The sequence below is a fragment of the Phytoamicus setariae genome (assembly GCF_016722925.1).
GTDB lineage: Bacteria > Pseudomonadota > Alphaproteobacteria > Rhizobiales > Rhizobiaceae > Rhizobium_E > Rhizobium_E setariae.
Genome location: NZ_JAEQNC010000010.1, coordinates 73,526 through 91,758 on the forward strand (window position 1 = coordinate 73,526; position 18,233 = coordinate 91,758).

At 57.5% G+C, this 18,233-nt stretch carries 14 protein-coding genes; 11 read left to right on the forward strand and 3 right to left on the reverse strand.

Going from position 1 to position 18,233, the window contains the following annotated elements:
* Positions 1–49: 49 nt before the first annotated feature.
* Positions 50–649: an NAD(P)H:quinone oxidoreductase type IV gene (wrbA, locus tag JJB09_RS17825; RefSeq protein ID WP_201661186.1), complete on the reverse strand. Its 600-nt coding sequence runs from the start codon at positions 647–649 to the stop codon at positions 50–52.
* Between the two features lie 226 nt (positions 650–875).
* Between wrbA and JJB09_RS17830 the strand changes: the two genes are divergently transcribed.
* From JJB09_RS17830 to gpt, 3 genes are all read left to right on the forward strand, one after another.
* Positions 876–1,625 (forward strand): competence/damage-inducible protein A, encoded by a 750-nt coding sequence (locus tag JJB09_RS17830; RefSeq protein WP_201661189.1) that lies wholly within the window; start codon positions 876–878, stop codon positions 1,623–1,625.
* A 93-nt stretch (positions 1,626–1,718) separates the two neighbouring features.
* Positions 1,719–2,549 (forward strand): universal stress protein, encoded by an 831-nt coding sequence (locus JJB09_RS17835; RefSeq protein WP_201661192.1) that lies wholly within the window; start codon positions 1,719–1,721, stop codon positions 2,547–2,549.
* A gap of 137 nt (positions 2,550–2,686) precedes the next feature.
* Complete coding sequence (gpt, locus tag JJB09_RS17840; RefSeq protein ID WP_201661195.1) at positions 2,687–3,184, forward strand: xanthine phosphoribosyltransferase; 498 nt, start codon at positions 2,687–2,689, stop codon at positions 3,182–3,184.
* Positions 3,185–3,259: 75 nt separating this feature from the next.
* Here gpt and JJB09_RS17845 read toward each other — a convergent pair whose 3' ends face one another.
* On the reverse strand, positions 3,260–5,620 hold the full coding sequence (locus JJB09_RS17845) for a M10 family metallopeptidase (protein ID WP_201661198.1): 2,361 nt from the start codon (positions 5,618–5,620) through the stop codon (positions 3,260–3,262).
* Positions 5,621–6,550: 930 nt separating this feature from the next.
* Between JJB09_RS17845 and JJB09_RS17850 the strand changes: the two genes are divergently transcribed.
* The 3 genes from JJB09_RS17850 (at position 6,551) to JJB09_RS17860 (ending at position 11,790) form a co-directional block, all read left to right on the forward strand.
* The gene (locus tag JJB09_RS17850; RefSeq protein WP_201661200.1) at positions 6,551–10,318 is read left to right on the forward strand and encodes a vitamin B12-dependent ribonucleotide reductase; all 3,768 of its coding nucleotides are present in this window, start codon (positions 6,551–6,553) and stop codon (positions 10,316–10,318) included.
* A gap of 295 nt (positions 10,319–10,613) precedes the next feature.
* Positions 10,614–10,784 (forward strand): hypothetical protein, encoded by a 171-nt coding sequence (locus JJB09_RS17855; RefSeq protein ID WP_201661202.1) that lies wholly within the window; start codon positions 10,614–10,616, stop codon positions 10,782–10,784.
* 685 nt (positions 10,785–11,469) lie between these two features.
* On the forward strand, positions 11,470–11,790 hold the full coding sequence (locus JJB09_RS17860) for a low molecular weight protein tyrosine phosphatase family protein (RefSeq protein ID WP_201661204.1): 321 nt from the start codon (positions 11,470–11,472) through the stop codon (positions 11,788–11,790).
* Between the two features lie 40 nt (positions 11,791–11,830).
* On the opposite strand, the gene JJB09_RS17865 is transcribed toward JJB09_RS17860, so the two are convergent.
* Positions 11,831–13,453, reverse strand: a complete 1,623-nt coding sequence (locus JJB09_RS17865) for a thiamine pyrophosphate-binding protein (RefSeq protein WP_201661207.1) — start codon at positions 13,451–13,453, stop codon at positions 11,831–11,833.
* Positions 13,454–13,681: 228 nt separating this feature from the next.
* On the opposite strand from JJB09_RS17865, the gene JJB09_RS17870 reads away from it, so the two are divergent.
* The 5 genes from JJB09_RS17870 (at position 13,682) to JJB09_RS17890 (ending at position 18,050) form a co-directional block, all read left to right on the forward strand.
* Complete coding sequence (locus JJB09_RS17870) at positions 13,682–14,158, forward strand: Lrp/AsnC family transcriptional regulator (RefSeq protein ID WP_201661209.1); 477 nt, start codon at positions 13,682–13,684, stop codon at positions 14,156–14,158.
* A 325-nt stretch (positions 14,159–14,483) separates the two neighbouring features.
* Positions 14,484–15,356 (forward strand): VOC family protein, encoded by an 873-nt coding sequence (locus tag JJB09_RS17875; protein WP_201661211.1) that lies wholly within the window; start codon positions 14,484–14,486, stop codon positions 15,354–15,356.
* Between the two features lie 4 nt (positions 15,357–15,360).
* Complete coding sequence (gene kdsA / locus JJB09_RS17880) at positions 15,361–16,203, forward strand: 3-deoxy-8-phosphooctulonate synthase (protein ID WP_201661212.1); 843 nt, start codon at positions 15,361–15,363, stop codon at positions 16,201–16,203.
* 89 nt (positions 16,204–16,292) lie between these two features.
* On the forward strand, positions 16,293–17,567 hold the full coding sequence (eno, locus tag JJB09_RS17885) for a phosphopyruvate hydratase (protein ID WP_201661216.1): 1,275 nt from the start codon (positions 16,293–16,295) through the stop codon (positions 17,565–17,567).
* Between the two features lie 174 nt (positions 17,568–17,741).
* Positions 17,742–18,050, forward strand: a complete 309-nt coding sequence (locus JJB09_RS17890) for an FtsB family cell division protein (RefSeq protein ID WP_201661219.1) — start codon at positions 17,742–17,744, stop codon at positions 18,048–18,050.
* Positions 18,051–18,233: the final 183 nt, after the last annotated feature.

Genomic DNA, 18,233 nt, shown 5'->3' on the forward strand with positions numbered 1-18,233 from the left:
CGGCACACCGGGGCGTGCCGCCGTTTTTTCGTTTCAGATCTCGCGTGGATCAGCCGGCGAGCTTGGCGGCGATCTTGGCAACATGCGCACCCTGGAAGCGGGCGGCGTCCAGTTCGACTTCGGAAGGCTGGCGCGAACCGTCGCCACCAGTGATCGTGGAGGCGCCGTAGGGCGAGCCACCCTTGATTTCCTCAAGGCCCATCTGGCCCTGGAAAGCGTAGGGCAGGCCGACGACGACCATGCCGTGGTGCATCAGGGTCGGAACGAAGCCGAGCAGGGTGGATTCCTGGCCGCCGTGCTGGGTCGCTGACGAGGTGAAGGCCGAGCCGACTTTGCCGACGAGCGCGCCCTTGGCCCACAGGCCACCGGTCTGGTCGACGAAATTACGCATCTGGGAAGCGAACGTGCCGTAACGCGTTCCGGCACCGAAGATGATCGCATCGTACTGGTCGAGCTCGCTGGGGTCAGCGATCGGCGCCTTCTGGTCGAGCTTGAAGTAGGAGGCCTTTGCGACTTCTTCCGGAACCAGTTCCGGTACGCGTTTCACGACAACATCGGCACCTGCGGACTTCGCACCTTCGGCTACGGCGTATGCCATTGTTTCGATATGGCCGTAGGCCGAGTGGTAGAGGACGAGAACTTTTGCCATCGTGTTATTCCTTCGCATTTGGGAGGCGTTATTGAATAGGACAACAGCGATATAGGTCAGCAGGAACGGGAATACAGGATAGCAAATTGTGGCTTGATCGTTCGCTATTAGTGAACAATGGAGTTGCTAATATTAATGAAGTGGCGACAAATCCGGACCCGGACGGCCTTGACAGCGCCAGTGCCGCACAGCACGCTATGGGTCGAGAAGAGTGGAGATGAGCGCTATGAGTGAAGACACTACCGTTACGGCGGCGATGCTGGCGATTGGCGACGAACTGCTCTCGGGACGCACCAAGGACAAGAATATCGGCCATCTCGCCGATATGCTGACGCTGGCCGGAATCGACCTCCGGGAAGTCAGAATCGTCGCCGATGACGAGGCGGACATCGCTGCTGCACTTAATGCGCTGCGCGACCGCTATGATTACGTCTTCACATCGGGTGGCATTGGTCCGACTCACGATGACATCACTGCCGATGCCATTGGCAAGGCGTTTGGCTTGCCCGTGATTCATGACGAAAAAGCGATGCGTCTGCTTGGCGACATGTATGCGCGACGTGGTATCGAATTCAACGAGGCGCGCCAGCGCATGGCCCGGATGCCGGAGGGCAGCCGTCATATCGACAATCCCGTGTCGACGGCACCCGGCTTCGTCATCGGCAACGTGTATGTGATGGCCGGAGTGCCCAACATTTTTCAGGCCATGCTGGACGGCGTGCTTCCCCAGCTCAGAAGCGGCACACGCATGCAGTCCCGCTCGGTTCCTTGTCCGTTTGGCGAAGGCGATATCGGCGAGCCTCTGGCGGCCATCCAGAGGGCCAATCCTGATACGATTATCGGCTCATACCCCAAATTCAATGGCCAGTCCTATTCGACAGACATCGTCATACGGGCGAGGGAGGTTGATGTGCTCGATCGGGTGGAAACAGCCGTTCGCGAAATGGTCGCCAGGGTAGCGGCAGGAAAGAAATAGGAGAATTTCCTCGTGCCTGAACTTGATCGAGGTCAAGTGCGTTTTGTTCAGAGAAGTTAAGATCATATCAGTGATTGACCCTTGGAGACTCTCATGACCATCAAAACGATCGCCGTCGTGCTCAATGATAAGGAAACAGCCAGAATCGTTCTGGATGTTGCACTGGGGCTTGCTGCTGACCATGACGCGCACGTCATGGGTCTGCATGCCGAAGTGATCGATCCTCCTCCCGTCATGTCGCCATTCGACCTTCCGGATTCTTCCGTCATCGCGGCCATATATGAGGCCGCCTCCACGCGCAGAAAAGAACTGGAGGCGATGTTCAACGAGGCGGTCCGTCTCAGTGGGGCAAACTCCACCTGGCAGGCTGTGCGCGGCACAAGCGGCACTGCGTCCCAAGGGTTGGTCGATGCCTGCCGAACTGTGGATCTCGTGGTGGCACCGCAGCCGGGCGCAGGTCGGGTCGGTGAACTCGATGACGTGTTGTTCGAAAGCGGCCGGCCAGTGCTGTTTGTTCCGTGGATCACCAGGCAGGCAAAACCTTTCAAGCGGGTGCTTGTGGCCTGGGACGGTTCGCGGGAATCGACGCGGGCAATCTTCGACGCTCTGCCTTTGCTGAAAAATGCCGATGAAGTGGAGATATTCTCGGTGGATCCGCATGATGTCAGCTCTCCGAATGCGCAACTGACGAGTGCGGGGATCGCCGAAGCGTTGGCGCGGCACGGATTGTCTGTCGTGACCAACACGCAAGACCCCGAGAGGCTGGCGGTCTCGGCTGTGATCGAAAACCGTTGCAGCGATTTCGCAGCCGATCTGCTGGTCATGGGCGCCTACAGCCATGCACGCATTCGCGAGCGGCTGTTTGGGGGTGTCACCCATATCCTCCTGCAATCGATGACTGTACCGGTGCTGATGTCGCGCTGAATCCTGTGGTTTCGCCGGGTCGATTGCTCCGTATCTTGGCGGGGCAATCGTTTTTCAACTGGACGATAGGCCTGGGATTATCCTATTGACGTTCGGGAACCGCACCATTGTTCCACGAGCTTACTGCAGGATTTCCCATGTCCCTTCCCGACAAAGCCTTTCCCGTTTCCTGGGATCAGTTTCATCGAGACGCGCGCGCGCTTGCGTGGCGGCTTTCCGGGCTCAAGCAAGAATTTCGCGGCATCGTCTGTATCACCCGCGGCGGGTTGGTGCCGGCGGCGATAATTTCGCGCGAACTCAATATCCGACTGATCGAGACCGTGTGCATCGCGTCCTATCATGACTATGTCAGCCAGGGTGAGATGAACGTGCTGAAGGGGATTACGCCTTCGCTGCTGGAAAATGGCGGCGAGGGGGTTTTGGTCGTCGACGACCTGACCGATACCGGCAAGACGGCGACGGAAGTGCGCGCCATGCTGCCAAAGGCGCATTTCGCCGCAGTCTACGCCAAGCCCAAGGGCGTACCGACAATCGACACGTTTGTCACTGAGGTGTCGCAGGATACTTGGATCTATTTTCCCTGGGACATGGGCTTCACCTACCAGGAACCGATCGCCAAGGATCACCGCGGCTAAGGTCTGCATCTTTCCAGATCGTGTTTGCAAAGCCGGATGGTTCATCCGGCCTTTTGCGTTACGTCGTGAAATTGCTCAGACGATCCAGAAGTCTTTCGCGCTGAGCGAAAGATGGTCGTCGAGATGGGCGACGAGGACGCTACCGCCACGCTTGTGGCCGTTATGGTCGTAGAACAGATTACCAGTATCGGTCTCGTAGATCACCCGGTCGTTGACGTCATGGGCCTTGCCTGCTGCGGAGGCGTGAAACGCCGAGGCCATCAGTTTGCCGGCCTTGCCAAGCGCTGTGAAGATGCTGTTCTCCAGCCAGATCGTATCATCGGCAACATTGAACCCGACGATCTCGTCGACATTTCCGGCCGCCCACGGCTTTGTGTCGAAAACAAAGATATCGACGCCGGCCTCGCCCTTGAGGGTGTCCTTGCCGTTGCCTCCGTAGAGGATATCGTTTCCCTGACCGCCAACGAGGACGTCGTTGCCGTTGCCACCCTTCAGCGTGTCGTCGCCGTCCAGGCCGTAGAGTTTGTTGTTGACGGCGCTGCCGGTGATGACGTTCCTGTCGGCATTGCCGGTCCCGGCTATGCTGGCTTCGCCGAGCAAAACGAGATTTTCAATGCCGCTATAGTCGGCCAGCGAGCGGCTGATGATCGAGGTGATGGTGTCGATGCCGCCGATATCGATGACAATGTCATTGCCGTCGGAAAGGACATAGGTATCATTGCCAAGGCCGCCGACCAGCGTGTCGAGGCCGGCACCACCGTCGAGGATATCATTGCCATCGCGTGCGGGATTGGAATCAACCGGATTGGGCAGCGTGATGTTAAGCGTGTAGGCTGTGCCGACCGGGACGACGTCCTTGTCGACCCCGGAAACCTTGACGTAGTATCGGCCGGGCGTTGTGATGGTGTAGGCGATACGGCTCTGGTAGGACGTTCCGTCGTCGCCGGTGTCGGCAGTGGAATCCTCGTTGTAAGAGTACACATATCCGTCCGCATGGACGATGCTCAGGTAGCTATCGAATGTTCCGTCGGTTTCGACGATGAACTGGCCAGGGGCAAAAACGTCGATTGCGTAAAAGTCGTGACCGCCATCACCAATCCCGCTGACGCTGACCGTGGGGTTGGTGTCCGACAGCTCGATATTGGCGTCTGACCGGATGCCGAAATGAGGGCGGAGCTCGATGGCGGTTTCGATCGAAATATTGTTGGCACCCGCGGCATTGGTATAGAGGCCACTGCCGGAATAGGTGGCTTCCGATTGGCGAAAACCGCCATAGAGAATGTCGTTGCCATCCCCACCGTAGAGCTTGTCGTTGCCCTTCTTGCCCACGAGGATATCATGGCCGTCATTGCCCCAGAGCGTGTTGGCGACCTGATTGCCGTGGATCTCGTCATTGCCGGAGCCGCCTGAGGCATTTTCGATGATGGATCGCAGATCGTCTTTGAAAAGCAGGGCATTAAAGACATTGCCAGCCGCAAAGGCACCATGGCCTAGCCAGGCGAGCTGTTCATATGAGGTCCACGACCAGCCGCCAGGCGCCAGGTCGATCAGGGCGTTCTCGGTGTAGTTGGAGAAATCATAGGTGTCGACGCCGCCACCATCCCAGACAGTCAGGAAAACGCTATTGGCATCACCGCCGATGCCGCCGCCGGGCGCACCCTGTCCAATGCCGTTTATGGACATTTCACCGGTGGTGGACGACCAAGTGTAGACTGTGTCGGTGGCATAGGTCGAATAGTTGGCGCCATAGAGATGCTGGAGTGCGGCGATGTCCAGCATCATCAGCGTCTGGGGAAAGTCATACTGTCCGTTGGTAAAGCCCACCACGTCGCCGACATAGCTTCGGTAAGTCATGACCGAAAATTCCATGCTGTCGCGGTGACGCGGTATCGCCAGCTCGAACCCAGGGATATCCGTTCCGGCATCGTGGGCGTGGCTCAGTCCAACCGCATGGCCAAGTTCGTGGATATGAGCCATCCAGGCATAGGTGCCCGGTGTCGGATTGCGGAAGTCGGCATCGTCTCCGAACCAAACATCGCCCGCTGAAGAGTCGCCATCGAGCCGGGGGAAATCGGCAACCCTTGCGGTGTCGAGATTTGCGCCATCGAACATATCGGCTTGCGCGATCATGATGTCGGAAGGGCCGCCGGGATCGGCAGCAAGCGAGATCCGCAGCCCCGACACCTGGCTGAAGGAGCCGTATGTGAATAATGCAGGTCCCGGGCCGTTGTAGCGGCCTTCCAGGATAGACTGGATGGCGTTTTTCTGTTCGTCGCTGATTTCCGTGAACCCGGTGAAGGCAAATGGATAATCGCCAGCAAAGTCGGAGGGATCGTCGGCAAAGCTGTAGGTGATGGGGCCGCGCCATTGAGTGCCATAGAGCACACCGTCGATATAATCGTTTTCTGTCGGTGTAGAGCTTACTGCGGTGGCCATTTTTATTCCTTAAAATCAGTCCGTTAGCCGCTCGATCGCTGAGCCGGGCGGCAGTTGGAAATATTGAACTACGATGCAAAGCCCGCGTTTAATGGTCGAAGCAACATCTGGTAAGCGGGCCGGTGCGCTCGGCAATGCAAGGAGAAAATAGATTGGGTCGTTATGATTTGGTCTGTGCTTTTGTCCGTATAGGGAAGCTAGCTTGCCCGCAAGGTGGTCGACAACCTTTGCGTGTCGCCAGTTGCCGGAGATGCCAGCGACAGGCTTTGGACTGGTGGCAAGTGGCTGAAAATCTCGGGCTCCGGCCATGCAGGAGCTTTCGCAAACATGTGGATCGAATCGTTCGCGTCACATTCTTGTCTCAATTGGAAGTGCGGTAGGTCGCCGACAAAAAAAATAAATTGTTTTGCGAGGGGGAGGCGCGATCGACGGCTTGGCGCAGATTTCCTCCGCAACATACTCGTTGATTTATAGGCACTTGGACGCTTTCCACAGTTTCCACACCCATAATACACAACATATAGTGTTAACGTTTCCTGCACGGTCAAGCACTTGACCGAATCACCCCGTTGTCGCCTAATGGGACATGTTGCGGCGGCGACAGAACTGGATAGTAACGAGGCCCGGTTCTTATCTGTAAATCGATATGAGTTTTGGCATTGAATGTGGGCGCGAAAGCGTGCATTTCGAGCGCCCGAGGCATGTGTCTTTTTCTCCCGCGATACGGAATAAAGGCTGGCTAAAATTTGCTGTTGATACTATATTTAGTGTTTGCAGCCATTCTGGCCACCATATACAGGATGACCAGGATCGGGTTTCCCGAAAAATTCGAACGAGGAAACTGGCTGCACGAGCGCGATGCTCAGGCTGCCGGACAGAGAAATTCGCGCCTTTTACCGGGCGCATTGGACAGGCAAAGGGATTGCAGAGATGCGCATAGACCGCAAGTTCACCGAAGCAGGAAAATCGGCCTACGATAGCGTGGCGTTCCGTACCGCAACGAGTGAAATCCGAAACCCGGATGGTTCCGTGGTTTTCCGGCTTGCGGACATCCAGGTGCCCGAACAGTTCAGCCAGGTTGCGGCTGACATTCTTGCGCAGAAGTATTTCCGCAAGGCCGGCGTGCCCAAACACCTGAAGAAGGTCGAGGAAAACGATGTTCCGTCCTGGCTGTGGCGTTCGGAAGCCGACAAGGATGCGCTTGCCTCGCTTCCCAAGGACGAGCAGTACGGTTCCGAAATCGATGCGCGTCAGGTTTTCGATCGTCTTGCCGGCACCTGGACCTATTGGGGCTGGAAGGGTGGCTACTTCACTTCGGAAGAAGATGCGGCCGCCTTTCGCGACGAGCTTGCCTATATGCTCGCCACCCAGCGCGTCGCACCGAATTCGCCGCAATGGTTCAACACCGGTCTGCACTGGGCCTACGGCATCGACGGCCCGGGGCAGGGCCATTTCTATGTCGACCCCTTCACCGGCAAGCTGACCAAGTCCAAGTCGGCCTATGAGCATCCGCAGCCGCATGCCTGCTTTATCCAGTCTGTTGGCGACGATCTCGTCAACGAGGGCGGCATCATGGATCTCTGGGTCCGCGAAGCACGCCTGTTCAAGTACGGCTCGGGCACCGGTTCCAATTTCTCCTATCTGCGCGGCGAAGGTGAAAAGCTTTCCGGCGGCGGCCGTTCGTCCGGCCTGATGAGTTTCCTCAAGATCGGTGACCGTGCTGCCGGCGCCATCAAGTCGGGCGGTACCACCCGCCGTGCGGCCAAGATGGTGGTGGTCGATATCGATCACCCCGATATCGAGGAATACATCAACTGGAAGGTCAAGGAAGAGCAGAAGGTCGCCGCGCTGGTGACCGGCTCGAAGATCGTCGCCAAGCACCTCAAGGCGATCATGAAGGCCTGCGTCAATTGCGAGGCCGACAACGACGCCTGCTTTGACCCCAAGCAGAACCCGGCGCTGAAGCGCGAGATCAAGGCCGCCAAGGCCTCGCTGGTACCGGAAAACTACATTGGCCGCGTCATCCAGTTCGCCCGCCAGGGCTACACGGATATGGAATTCAAGACCTATGACACGGATTGGGATTCGGAAGCCTATCTGACCGTTGCCGGCCAGAACTCCAACAATTCCGTCTCGATCAAGGACGACTTTTTGCGCGCTGTGGAGCGCGACGATGTCTGGAACCTGACTGCCCGCAAGGACGGCAAGGTGCTGAAGACGCTGAAGGCCCGCGACCTCTGGGAATCCATCTCCTACGCAGCATGGGCGTCAGCTGACCCGGGCCTGCACTTCAACACGACGATGAACGACTGGCACACCAGCCCGGCAGCCGGTCCGATCCGCGCGTCCAATCCGTGCTCGGAATACATGTTCCTCGACGACACGGCCTGCAACCTCGCATCGCTCAACCTGATGCAGTTCAAGGATGCCAAGACCGGCAACATCGACATCGCCGCCTACGAACATGCCGTCCGCTTGTGGACCGTCGTGCTCGAAGTCTCCGTGATGATGGCGCAGTTCCCGTCCAAGCGGATTGCCGAACTGTCCTACGAATACCGTACGCTCGGCCTCGGCTACGCCAATATCGGTGGCCTCTTGATGTCGTCGGGCATTCCCTACGACTCCAAGGAAGGCCGCGCCATCGCCGGTGCGCTGACCGCGATCATGACCGGCGTCTGCTATGCGACATCGGCCGAAATGGCGGGCGAACTCGGGACATTCCCGCAGTACGAGCCGAACCGCGAGCACATGCTGCGCGTCATTCGCAACCATCGCCGCGCCGCCCATGGCACACGCGACGGCTATGAGAAGCTGTCGATCGAGCCGGTGGCGCTTATCCATGCCGACAGCCCGGACCAGGATCTGGTCAAACATGCCACGGCTGCCTGGGATCTGGCGCTGGAACTCGGCGAGAAGCACGGCTACCGCAACGCGCAGGTCTCGGTCATCGCTCCAACAGGCACGATCGGTCTCGTCATGGATTGCGACACGACCGGCATCGAGCCCGATTTCGCACTGGTGAAGTTCAAGAAGCTGGCCGGCGGCGGCTACTTCAAGATCATCAACCGCGCCGTGCCGGAAGCGTTGCGTTCGCTCGGCTACACAGAAGCCCAGATTGCCGAGATCGAGGCTTACGCTGTCGGCCACGGCAACTTCAACCAGGCGCCGTCGGTCAATCCCGGCTCGCTGCGCGCCAAGGGCTTCCCGGACGACAAGATCGAAGCCGTCAACGCGGCGCTGAAGCAGGCCTTCGACATCAAGTTCGTGTTCAATCAATGGACGCTTGGTGCAGACTTCCTGCGGACGCTCGGTGTCTCCGACGAACAGATGAACGCCATCGATTTCAACCTGTTGGATCATCTCGGCTACTCCCGCAAGGAAATCGAGGCCGCCAACATCCATGTCTGCGGTGCGATGACGCTGGAAGGCGCGCCGTTCCTCAAAAAGGAAGACCTGCCGGTTTTCGATTGCGCCAACCCATGCGGCAAGATCGGCAAGCGCTACCTCTCGGTCGAGAGCCACATCCGCATGATGGCGGCTGCCCAGCCGTTCATCTCGGGCGCGATCTCCAAGACCATCAACATGGCCAACGATGCGACCGTCGAGGATTGCAAGAACGCCTACATGCTCAGCTGGAAGCTCGGCCTCAAGGCCAACGCGCTCTATCGCGACGGCTCCAAGCTTTCCCAGCCGCTCAATGCCTCGCTGATCGAAGATGAGGAAGACGACGAGGCGCTGGAGGAACTGCTGGCCGCGCCCGCTGCGGCCCAGGCCGTGGCTGTCACCGAAAAGATCGTCGAACGCGTCATCGAGCGCGTGGTGCGTGAACGCGAAAAACTGCCGAACCGTCGCCAGGGCTACACCCAGAAGGCCGTCATTGGCGGCCACAAGGTCTATCTCCGCACCGGCGAATTCGGCGACGGCCGTCTCGGCGAGATCTTCATCGACATGCACAAGGAAGGGGCTGCCTTCCGTGCGATGATGAACAACTTTGCCATCGCCATCTCGCTCGGCCTGCAATACGGCGTGCCGCTGGAAGAATATGTGGAGGCCTTCACCTTCACCAAGTTCGAACCGGCCGGCATCGTCATGGGCAACGACGCGATCAAGAACGCCACGTCGATCCTCGACTACGTGTTCCGCGAACTGGCCGTGTCCTACCTCAACCGCAATGATCTTGCACATGTCGATACCTCGGATTTCTCCAACACGGCGCTTGGCAAGGGCATTTCCGAAGGCAAGACCAACCTGATCTCGACCGGCTGGACGCGCGGCTACAAGCCGACACTGGTTTCGGGCCATGGCCCGTCCAGCGAACCTAAGGGCTCGGCTTCTGGCGCGCCGGCCAAGGCTTCATCGGGTGGCAGCGTGACGGCCTTTGCCGGCAGCGCCGTGCGCAAGCTTGAAACGACGACACTGGTGTCCACCTCCGAAATCGTCGCCTTCAAGCGCGATTACGAAGAACGCCAGGCCGAGGAAGTCACTGAGGAAGTCGGCGAGTCGGTCACCGACATCTTCTCGGACAAGGCGGCAGCAGACGCAGCCTCGGCCAAGCAGCTCGCATCCGAACGCCGCGCGCGCTCGATCATGCAGGGCTACACCGGCAACATGTGCTCCGAGTGCCAGAACTTCACCATGGTGCGGAATGGCACGTGCGAGAAGTGCGACACGTGCGGCGCGACCAGCGGGTGCAGCTGAGGAGAGGGAAATAGGAGGCTTTTCTAGAATAACAGGAGCTTATCCTTATTGTTGATGTAAACTGACTCGGGCATTGAGTATTGTCTGAGTTAGTTTTTTGGCTTTACTAATTCTAAGTAGTTGCAAATAAGTAATGAATCCACACAATAAATGGAAATACAAATTGACACGTGATTTTTATTGATGTATATCGTTTGAATACAACAATATATTATGATTTATACTTGACAAAAGCCGTCATACTCTCTAGCCTGGGCATGTTGAAGCTCGAATTGGAAAGAGAGGTGATACAAAGATGGCAACCAATCCACCAAAAGGCGATGGCCATAGAATCGGCGCTGTAAAAGACCGCTCACAGGTGCATAATCCCAAGACGGATACTTGGACCAAGCGTGGTCCTGATGGCAAATTCATGGATGGTAAAAAGGACGGGACGCCCTTTAAAGGCGTACGCAAGGAAAAATAGCCATTTCGCGATACCGTAGCCAAGGTGCAAACTTGACTACGGCATTCCGCGAAAATGCCCGAGGCCCACGCGGGGCTAAGAAGACTGAGTCTTCCTTTGTGCAAGGGAATTATACCACCTCAGTTTTTGGAGTCGAGGTAGCCTCGGAGTTTCCAACTTGTAAAAGGAAACACGATGTTAAAGCAGCTTTATAATACCGTCTCTCACCCGAATGGTTGGAGCGGTTTGCCAGCGTACGAGATTCAGAATGCCAGTGTATACCGAACGGTTTCACACCCGCTTGGATGGTCAGGACTGCCGGACTACACGCTTAGGAATGGCAAGCTATACCGAACGGTGTCTCATCCGTCCGGTTGGACTGGTCTGCCAGAGTATGAGATCCGTGCAGATGGCCAAGTATACCGCACGGTGAACCATCCTAACGGCTGGAGTGGATTGCCAGATTTTGCTTTTAGGTAAGAGCCACCCCAGCCAATTGCGCCCAGGCGACGTTGTCTCGCGTGGGCCCATGGCCGAAGTTGGTAAGAGATAAGCGAAACGCGCGAAAATTTTGGTTGCGTGGCCGAAATTTTCGCGTAGCAGATCGAATGATCTCTGGATTTCGTTTGCTGGCGTATACTGACGGTCATCGAAGCAACTGATTGACCTCACCGCTATCACGAACTGAGCCCATTTGACGTCCTAGATGCAAAACATCCTCTTTGTCTGCAGTCAGAATAAATTGCGAAGCCCTACTGCGGAACAGGTTTTTTCCGAGTATCCGGGGCTCGAGGTTTTGTCCGCGGGAACAAACAATGATGCGGTGACGCCGCTGGATGCTGAAACGGTTTCCTGGGCGGACATCATTTTTGTGATGGAGAAGAGCCATCTAAACAAGGTCCGCACCAAGTTCCGGTCAAGCCTCAACGGTACGCGAGTAATCTGCCTCAATATTCCGGATGACTATGAGTTTATGGATCCCGACTTAATTCGTCTGCTCCAAGCAAAAGTGCCAAGATTCCTCTAGTATTTGGCGTCCGCCCAGCTGAGCGGAGAGGAAAATCTTGTCAAACGCGCATGCGTGGTACGTCATGCGGGTCGAGACGCAGCTCGATGAGCAGCGGGCGATCGCGGCCGCGGATGGCGGCGAGGGCGGCTTCAAATTCGTCCATCGAGTTGACCTGTATGCCAGTTCCGCCAAGCGCGTTCGCGATTGCTGCGAATGAAGGCCAATCAAACTGCGAAAGTCCTGGATCCATCTTGCGATCGAGGAATTGAATGTGCTCAGCGCCGTATGCAGAGTCATTGCAGACAATGACAATCAGGTCCTGGCCTAGACGTACTGCCGTGTTGAACTCGTTGATGCCGCCCATCATGAAGCCGCCATCGCCTGTGAACAGGACCACTGGCCGAGCTGGTGCGGCCAGCGCCGCGCCGATGGCTTCTGGCAAGCCCAGTCCGATAGAACCGAAATCGACCGTCGCGACGAAGCTCTTCGGGTCGGAAACGGAGATGCGGCACCAGACTTCGGTCATGAAGCGCCCACCATCGGTTACGAGTATCCGGTTCTCCGGCAGCGCCTTTTCAAACTCCTCGAGTGCCCAGACATAATTGATGAAACCGGGTTTGGTTTTGTCACGTTGCTCGACGGGATGGGCTCGGAGCTTGGCTGCGTCCAGTTCGGGCGTGAAACCGCTCGCTGGAATCTCCGCAGCGTCCAGCCACTCGATGATGTTTTCCGCCGTGAGGCCTGCATCTGCCACCAAGGCTGCGTCGGGATGCACGCTTCTGCCGATGTTGCGCGGGTCGACGTCAATCTGGACGACGCGCTTACCCTGCATCAATGCTCCCCTGTCGGTGGTGAAGTCATGCAATCCGGCGCCGAAGCAGACGATAGTGTCGGTCTTGGCAATGAGGTCATAGGCGGCGGGCGTGCTCAACGTGCCAAAGATGTCGATATCATAGGGGTGCCCCCTGAAGAGTCCCTTTGCCTTCAACGTCGTTGCGAGCGGGGCTTCCAGGCGGTCGGCCAGACGGATGATTTCCTCACGCGCGCCGCAGGCACCAGCACCCGCAAGGATAAGCGGACGTTTGGCAGAAGCGATGATGCCAATCGCTTTATCGAGATCGCTTCCCGCGGGAATGAATGCCGGAGCACCGAACGGCTCGTGGACGATCTTCTCGTAAGCCATTTTATGCCACATGAAGTCGGCTGGCATGTTCAGCACGATCGGGCGTCGCTCGACGCGCGCACGGTAGAATGCCCGTGCAACATCCTGGATCGACGTCTCCGGCGAGCGCATTTGTTCGAAGCCAGCACCCGTTGCCTTGACAACCTCGCGCTGGTCGATGCTCTGCAGATGTCGCGGATTGGCGACCGGAGTGTCTCCTGCCAGAAGCACCATCGGGACTGACCCGCGTGCGCCTTCCGTCAGGGCAGTGACGCAATTGGTCAGGGCAGGGCCATGTGTCACGGTGGCGACGCCGATGTTTCCCGAAACGTGCGCATAGGCAAGCGCCATCAGGACCGAGCTTCCTTCGTGGGCAGCAGGCACGAACCGACCGCCGCAGGCCCGGACATAATGGTCGACCATGAACAGGTTCGCATCGCCCATGAGGCCGAACATCGTTTCGGTCTTGTGATCGAGCACCGCCCGGGCAATCGACTGGTAGACATATATCTCGTTCATGCTTTGCATCTGCTCCTCGCCCTGGAAATACGCTTTGTGGTCGCGCTTGCGCAAAGCTAGCAGGTATCGGATGCGTGAACTGTGCGAATTCGCCTTGCAAAATTGAAATTGTGCACGATTATAGCATGTTCTGACAATTTGATGCGAGATGCGTGCATGAAATCCCTGATCTCCGCGAGGGAAGGAACCGAAATGCATGCTGCCCCCCCAAGACCTGAGAGCACATTCATGGACCAGGACCTCGACAGTTTCGACCTACGCCTTCTTCAGGAGCTCCAAAGGGATGGTCGGCTCACCAACAATGAACTGGCTGATGCGATAGCACTTTCGCCGTCCCAATGCTCCCGCAGGCGATCCAGGCTTGAAGCTGAGGGATACATTCGCGGTTATCACGCTGACCTTGACCGCCAGAAGCTCGGCTTCGATATGTTGGTAGTAATCTCGGTCACTCTGGCCACACACAATCGAGACAGCGCCCAAAAATTCTCAAATCTTTTGAGGGGATTGCCCGAAGTCCTCGAAGCCTATCAGATGACTGGCGAAATGGATTACCATGTGAAGGTGGCCGTCCGGGGATTGAACGATCTCACGCGTCTGGTGAACGACGTCCTGCTGCCACACGAAGCTATCCAGCACGTGAAGACGGCCATCGTCCTCGACACGTTGAAATCGTTCTCCGGCGTGCCTGTTTCGGGCACCAGATAATTTGAGTGCATGCGTTAATATCGATTTGGTCTGTACAGGACCAATTGCGCTCTCCCACTAGAGGGCGGTTTGCGGTTTTGACTGGCAATTTCCTAAGCTGCCGGCTGCTGTCGGTAGAAACAAATTCGCCGGCTTAGCAATCTGGGCGACTGAGTTTCGGAGCGGGAATCTGACCTATTCTTACCGTCGAGATTGTCTGACCCGTGTCGCTGTTGGCCGTCCAGCCGATTTGCTCCCGATACATCGGCGCTAAATGCACGCTCCACTTGATCCGTGGGCCCTAAACATGCGAAAGGGCGGATACGCTTGTCGAAAAGGATCGACCATGTCCGCCCGCCCGCTTGACCACCTTGTCATGCCTGTCACCGACATCAGGACCGCGCGCACGCGTTTGACCGAACTCGGGTTTACGGTTGCGGCCGATGCGGTACATCCTTTCGGCACCGAAAACGCCTGTGTCTATTTCAGCGACAACAGCTATCTCGAGCCGCTTGGTATTGCGGATGCGAGAAAGGCCACTGCGACCGCGAAGGCCGGCAACCAGTTCACCGCCCGCAACAAGGCGTTTCGCACCCGTCGCCGCGTCGAGGGCCTTTCGGCCATCGTCATGCATTCGGACGATGCCGAAGCCGATCATCAGAGATTCCTTAAGGAGGGGTGCTCCGGCGGCGATTTGCTGGAATTCTCACGGGTGATGAAATTGCCTGATGGTTCAGAAATCACCCCGACCTTCCGACTGGCCTTTGCTGCCGATGAACGTTCGCCGGATGTTTTCGGCATCACCTGCCAGCGCATCAATGTGCCGTCGGTCGACCGTTCGGCGCTGGAGGTCCATGCCAACAGTGTCACGGGCATCAAGGCGGTCATTCTGACGGAGCCGCATCCGTCGGACTTCCTCGGTTTTTTCCGGCAGGTCGTCGATAACCACGAATTGTCGGAAAGCTACGAAGGTCTGACGATCCGCTCCAGCAATGCCGATATACTCGTGCTCAACGAAGCCGGCGCACGTGAGCACTTCGGGCTGGATGTTCCGGCCGACCGCGGCCTGCGCGGCCGCGCGGTGCTCTTCAGCGTCGCCGATATTGCCGAAACAGAAACGCTGTTCGGCGTCAACGCCATCCCATTCATCAAACATGACGGCATGATCTTGGTCGCGCATGAGCCGGGCCAGGGCATACCATTTGCGTTTTCGGAGTAGTCAAATGTCAGCAAACAATTCAACAATCACCGCCGGCGAAGGCGCCAAGAAGGTTGTCTTTTCCAATGCCAGCCGTTTTTCGCTGATCGCCGGTCCCTGCCAGATGGAAAGCCGCGATCATGCTTTCATGATGGCCGGAAAACTGGTGGAAATGTGCGACAAGCTCGGCATCGGGCTGGTCTACAAGTCCTCTTTCGACAAGGCTAACCGCACCTCGCTTTCCGCCGAGCGTGGTATCGGGCTTGAAAAGGCCATGGAAGTGTTCGCCGACCTCAAGAAGGAATACGGTTTTCCCGTGTTGACCGACATCCACACCGAGGAGCAATGCGCGCTGGTGTCACCGACCGTGGACGTGCTGCAGATCCCGGCATTTCTGTCGCGCCAGACGGACCTGCTGGTGGCCGCCGCCAAGACCGGCCGTGTCATCAATGTCAAGAAGGGCCAGTTCCTAGCGCCGTGGGACATGAAGAACGTTCTGACCAAGCTGAACGATACCGGCAATCCCAATGTCATGCTTTGCGAGCGCGGCGCCTCGTTCGGCTATAATACGCTGGTCTCGGACATGCGTTCGCTGCCGATCATGGCCGCCATGGGAGCTCCGGTAATTTTCGACGCCACCCATTCGGTGCAGCAGCCGGGCGGGCAGGGCGGTTCGACAGGCGGCGACCGCACCATGGTGCCGGTTCTGGCGCGTGCGGCAATCGCGGTCGGCGTGGCCGGCGTCTTCATGGAAACGCATCAGGATCCGGACAATGCGCCCTGCGACGGCCCGAACATGGTCTACCTCAAGGACATGCCAGCGCTGCTCGAGAAGTTGCTGGCAATCGATACCATCGCCAAGGCGTGAGGCGGTCCAGCCGCTGCCATTGAAATTTTACAAGAAGGGGCTAATGGAGTTTTCAACATCCATAACCCCAAACAGCAAGGGACAGGAACATGACTGCAATCGTCGATATCTTGGGCAGGGAAATTCTCGACAGCCGTGGCAACCCGACCGTGGAAGTCGACGTTCTGCTCGAGGACGGCAGCCTCGGCCGCGCCGCAGTGCCGTCGGGCGCATCGACCGGCGCGCATGAAGCGGTCGAGCTCCGCGATGGCGGCAAGCGCTACCTCGGCAAGGGCGTCGAAAAGGCTGTCGAAGCGGTCAACACCGAAATCTTCGATGCGATCACCGGCATGGACGCCGAAGATCAGCTCGATATCGACCAGGCGATGATCGAACTTGACGGCACAGCCAACAAGAGCCGTATCGGCGCCAACGCCATCCTCGGCGTGTCGCTGGCCGTTGCCAAGGCCGCTGCGATCGCTGCCGGCTTGCCGCTCTACCGTTACGTCGGCGGCGTCAGCTCCCGTACGCTGCCGGTTCCGATGATGAACATCATCAATGGCGGCGCCCATGCCGACAACCCGATTGATTTCCAGGAATTCATGATCATGCCGGTTGGCGCAGCGTCTCTGCGCGATGCGGTGCGCATGGGCTCGGAAGTGTTCCATACACTTAAGAAGGAACTGTCGTCGCAGGGCCACAATACCAATGTCGGCGACGAAGGCGGTTTTGCGCCGAATCTCGCCAGCGCGCCTGCAGCCCTCGATTTCATTATGAAGTCGATCGAAAAGGCCGGCTACCGCCCAGGTGAAGACATCTATCTCGGTCTCGATTGTGCCTCGACGGAATTCTTCAAGGACGGCAAGTACAACATGGAAGGCGAAGGCAAGGTTCGCGAGCCGGGCGAAATGGCCCAGTATCTTGCCGATCTCGCCGCCAAATATCCGATCGCCTCGATTGAGGACGGCATGGCCGAAGACGATTGGGAAGGCTGGAAGATCCTCACCGATCTCTGCGGCAAGAAGGTCCAGCTGGTCGGCGACGACCTGTTCGTGACCAATTCCGTACGCCTGCGCGAAGGCATCCAGAAGGGCGTCGCCAACTCGATCCTCGTCAAGGTCAACCAGATCGGTTCGCTTTCCGAGACGCTCGACGCCGTCGAAACCGCCCACAAGGCCGCTTACACCGCCGTCATGTCGCATCGCTCGGGCGAAACGGAAGACTCGACGATTGCCGATCTCGCAGTCGCCACCAACTGCGGCCAGATCAAGACCGGCTCGCTTGCCCGTTCGGACCGGACCGCGAAATACAACCAGCTGATCCGTATCGAGCAGGAGCTCGGTGCTGCGGCCTATTATGCCGGCCGTTCGATCCTCAAGGGCTGATTGCCGACACACGGTCAGAGAATGAAATGGCCGGCCTTGTGCCGGCCATTTTGATTCCGGTTCGCTGCAACGGGCGCCGGCAGAGAGAATTTACCGCTTCGCATTCATGGTCAACGGTCGGTTAAGCATTTTGATTCATTGTGTTTTCATTGTATCGCGTAACCAGGCCTCAAAATGTGGACCAAGCAGCATAAAAAGCGTCACTACGGGCGGCTCGTAACCCCCATCATGGCTACAGCATTCTTCAGCTATTTCGGCTATCATTCGCTCAACGGCGATCTCGGCCTGCGTGCGACCGAGGTGTTCGAGCAGCGTCGTGTTGCGCGCGAGGCGGAGCTTGGCGATCTGGTTAAGGTGCGCAAGGAGCTGGAGCGTCAGGTGTCGCTGATGAGCGCAGGTTCGCTGGAAAAAGACATGCTGGACGAGAAGGCGCGTTACTATCTCAATGTTTCGCGCAGCGACGAAATTGTCATCTTCAAGTGATTTCGATGGCGTATGTTGCGTTGCGAAATATGGCACATTGCGGCGCGAAGTGCCAATTAACCTGAATTAGGTTGATTCGAGATATATCATTAAAAATCAAATTGTTAGCAGGAATGCTAGCCATGCAATTATGGCATTGCTGCGGCGATCATAATTGCGTATCCTCCCTGCAATTGAAAAGCC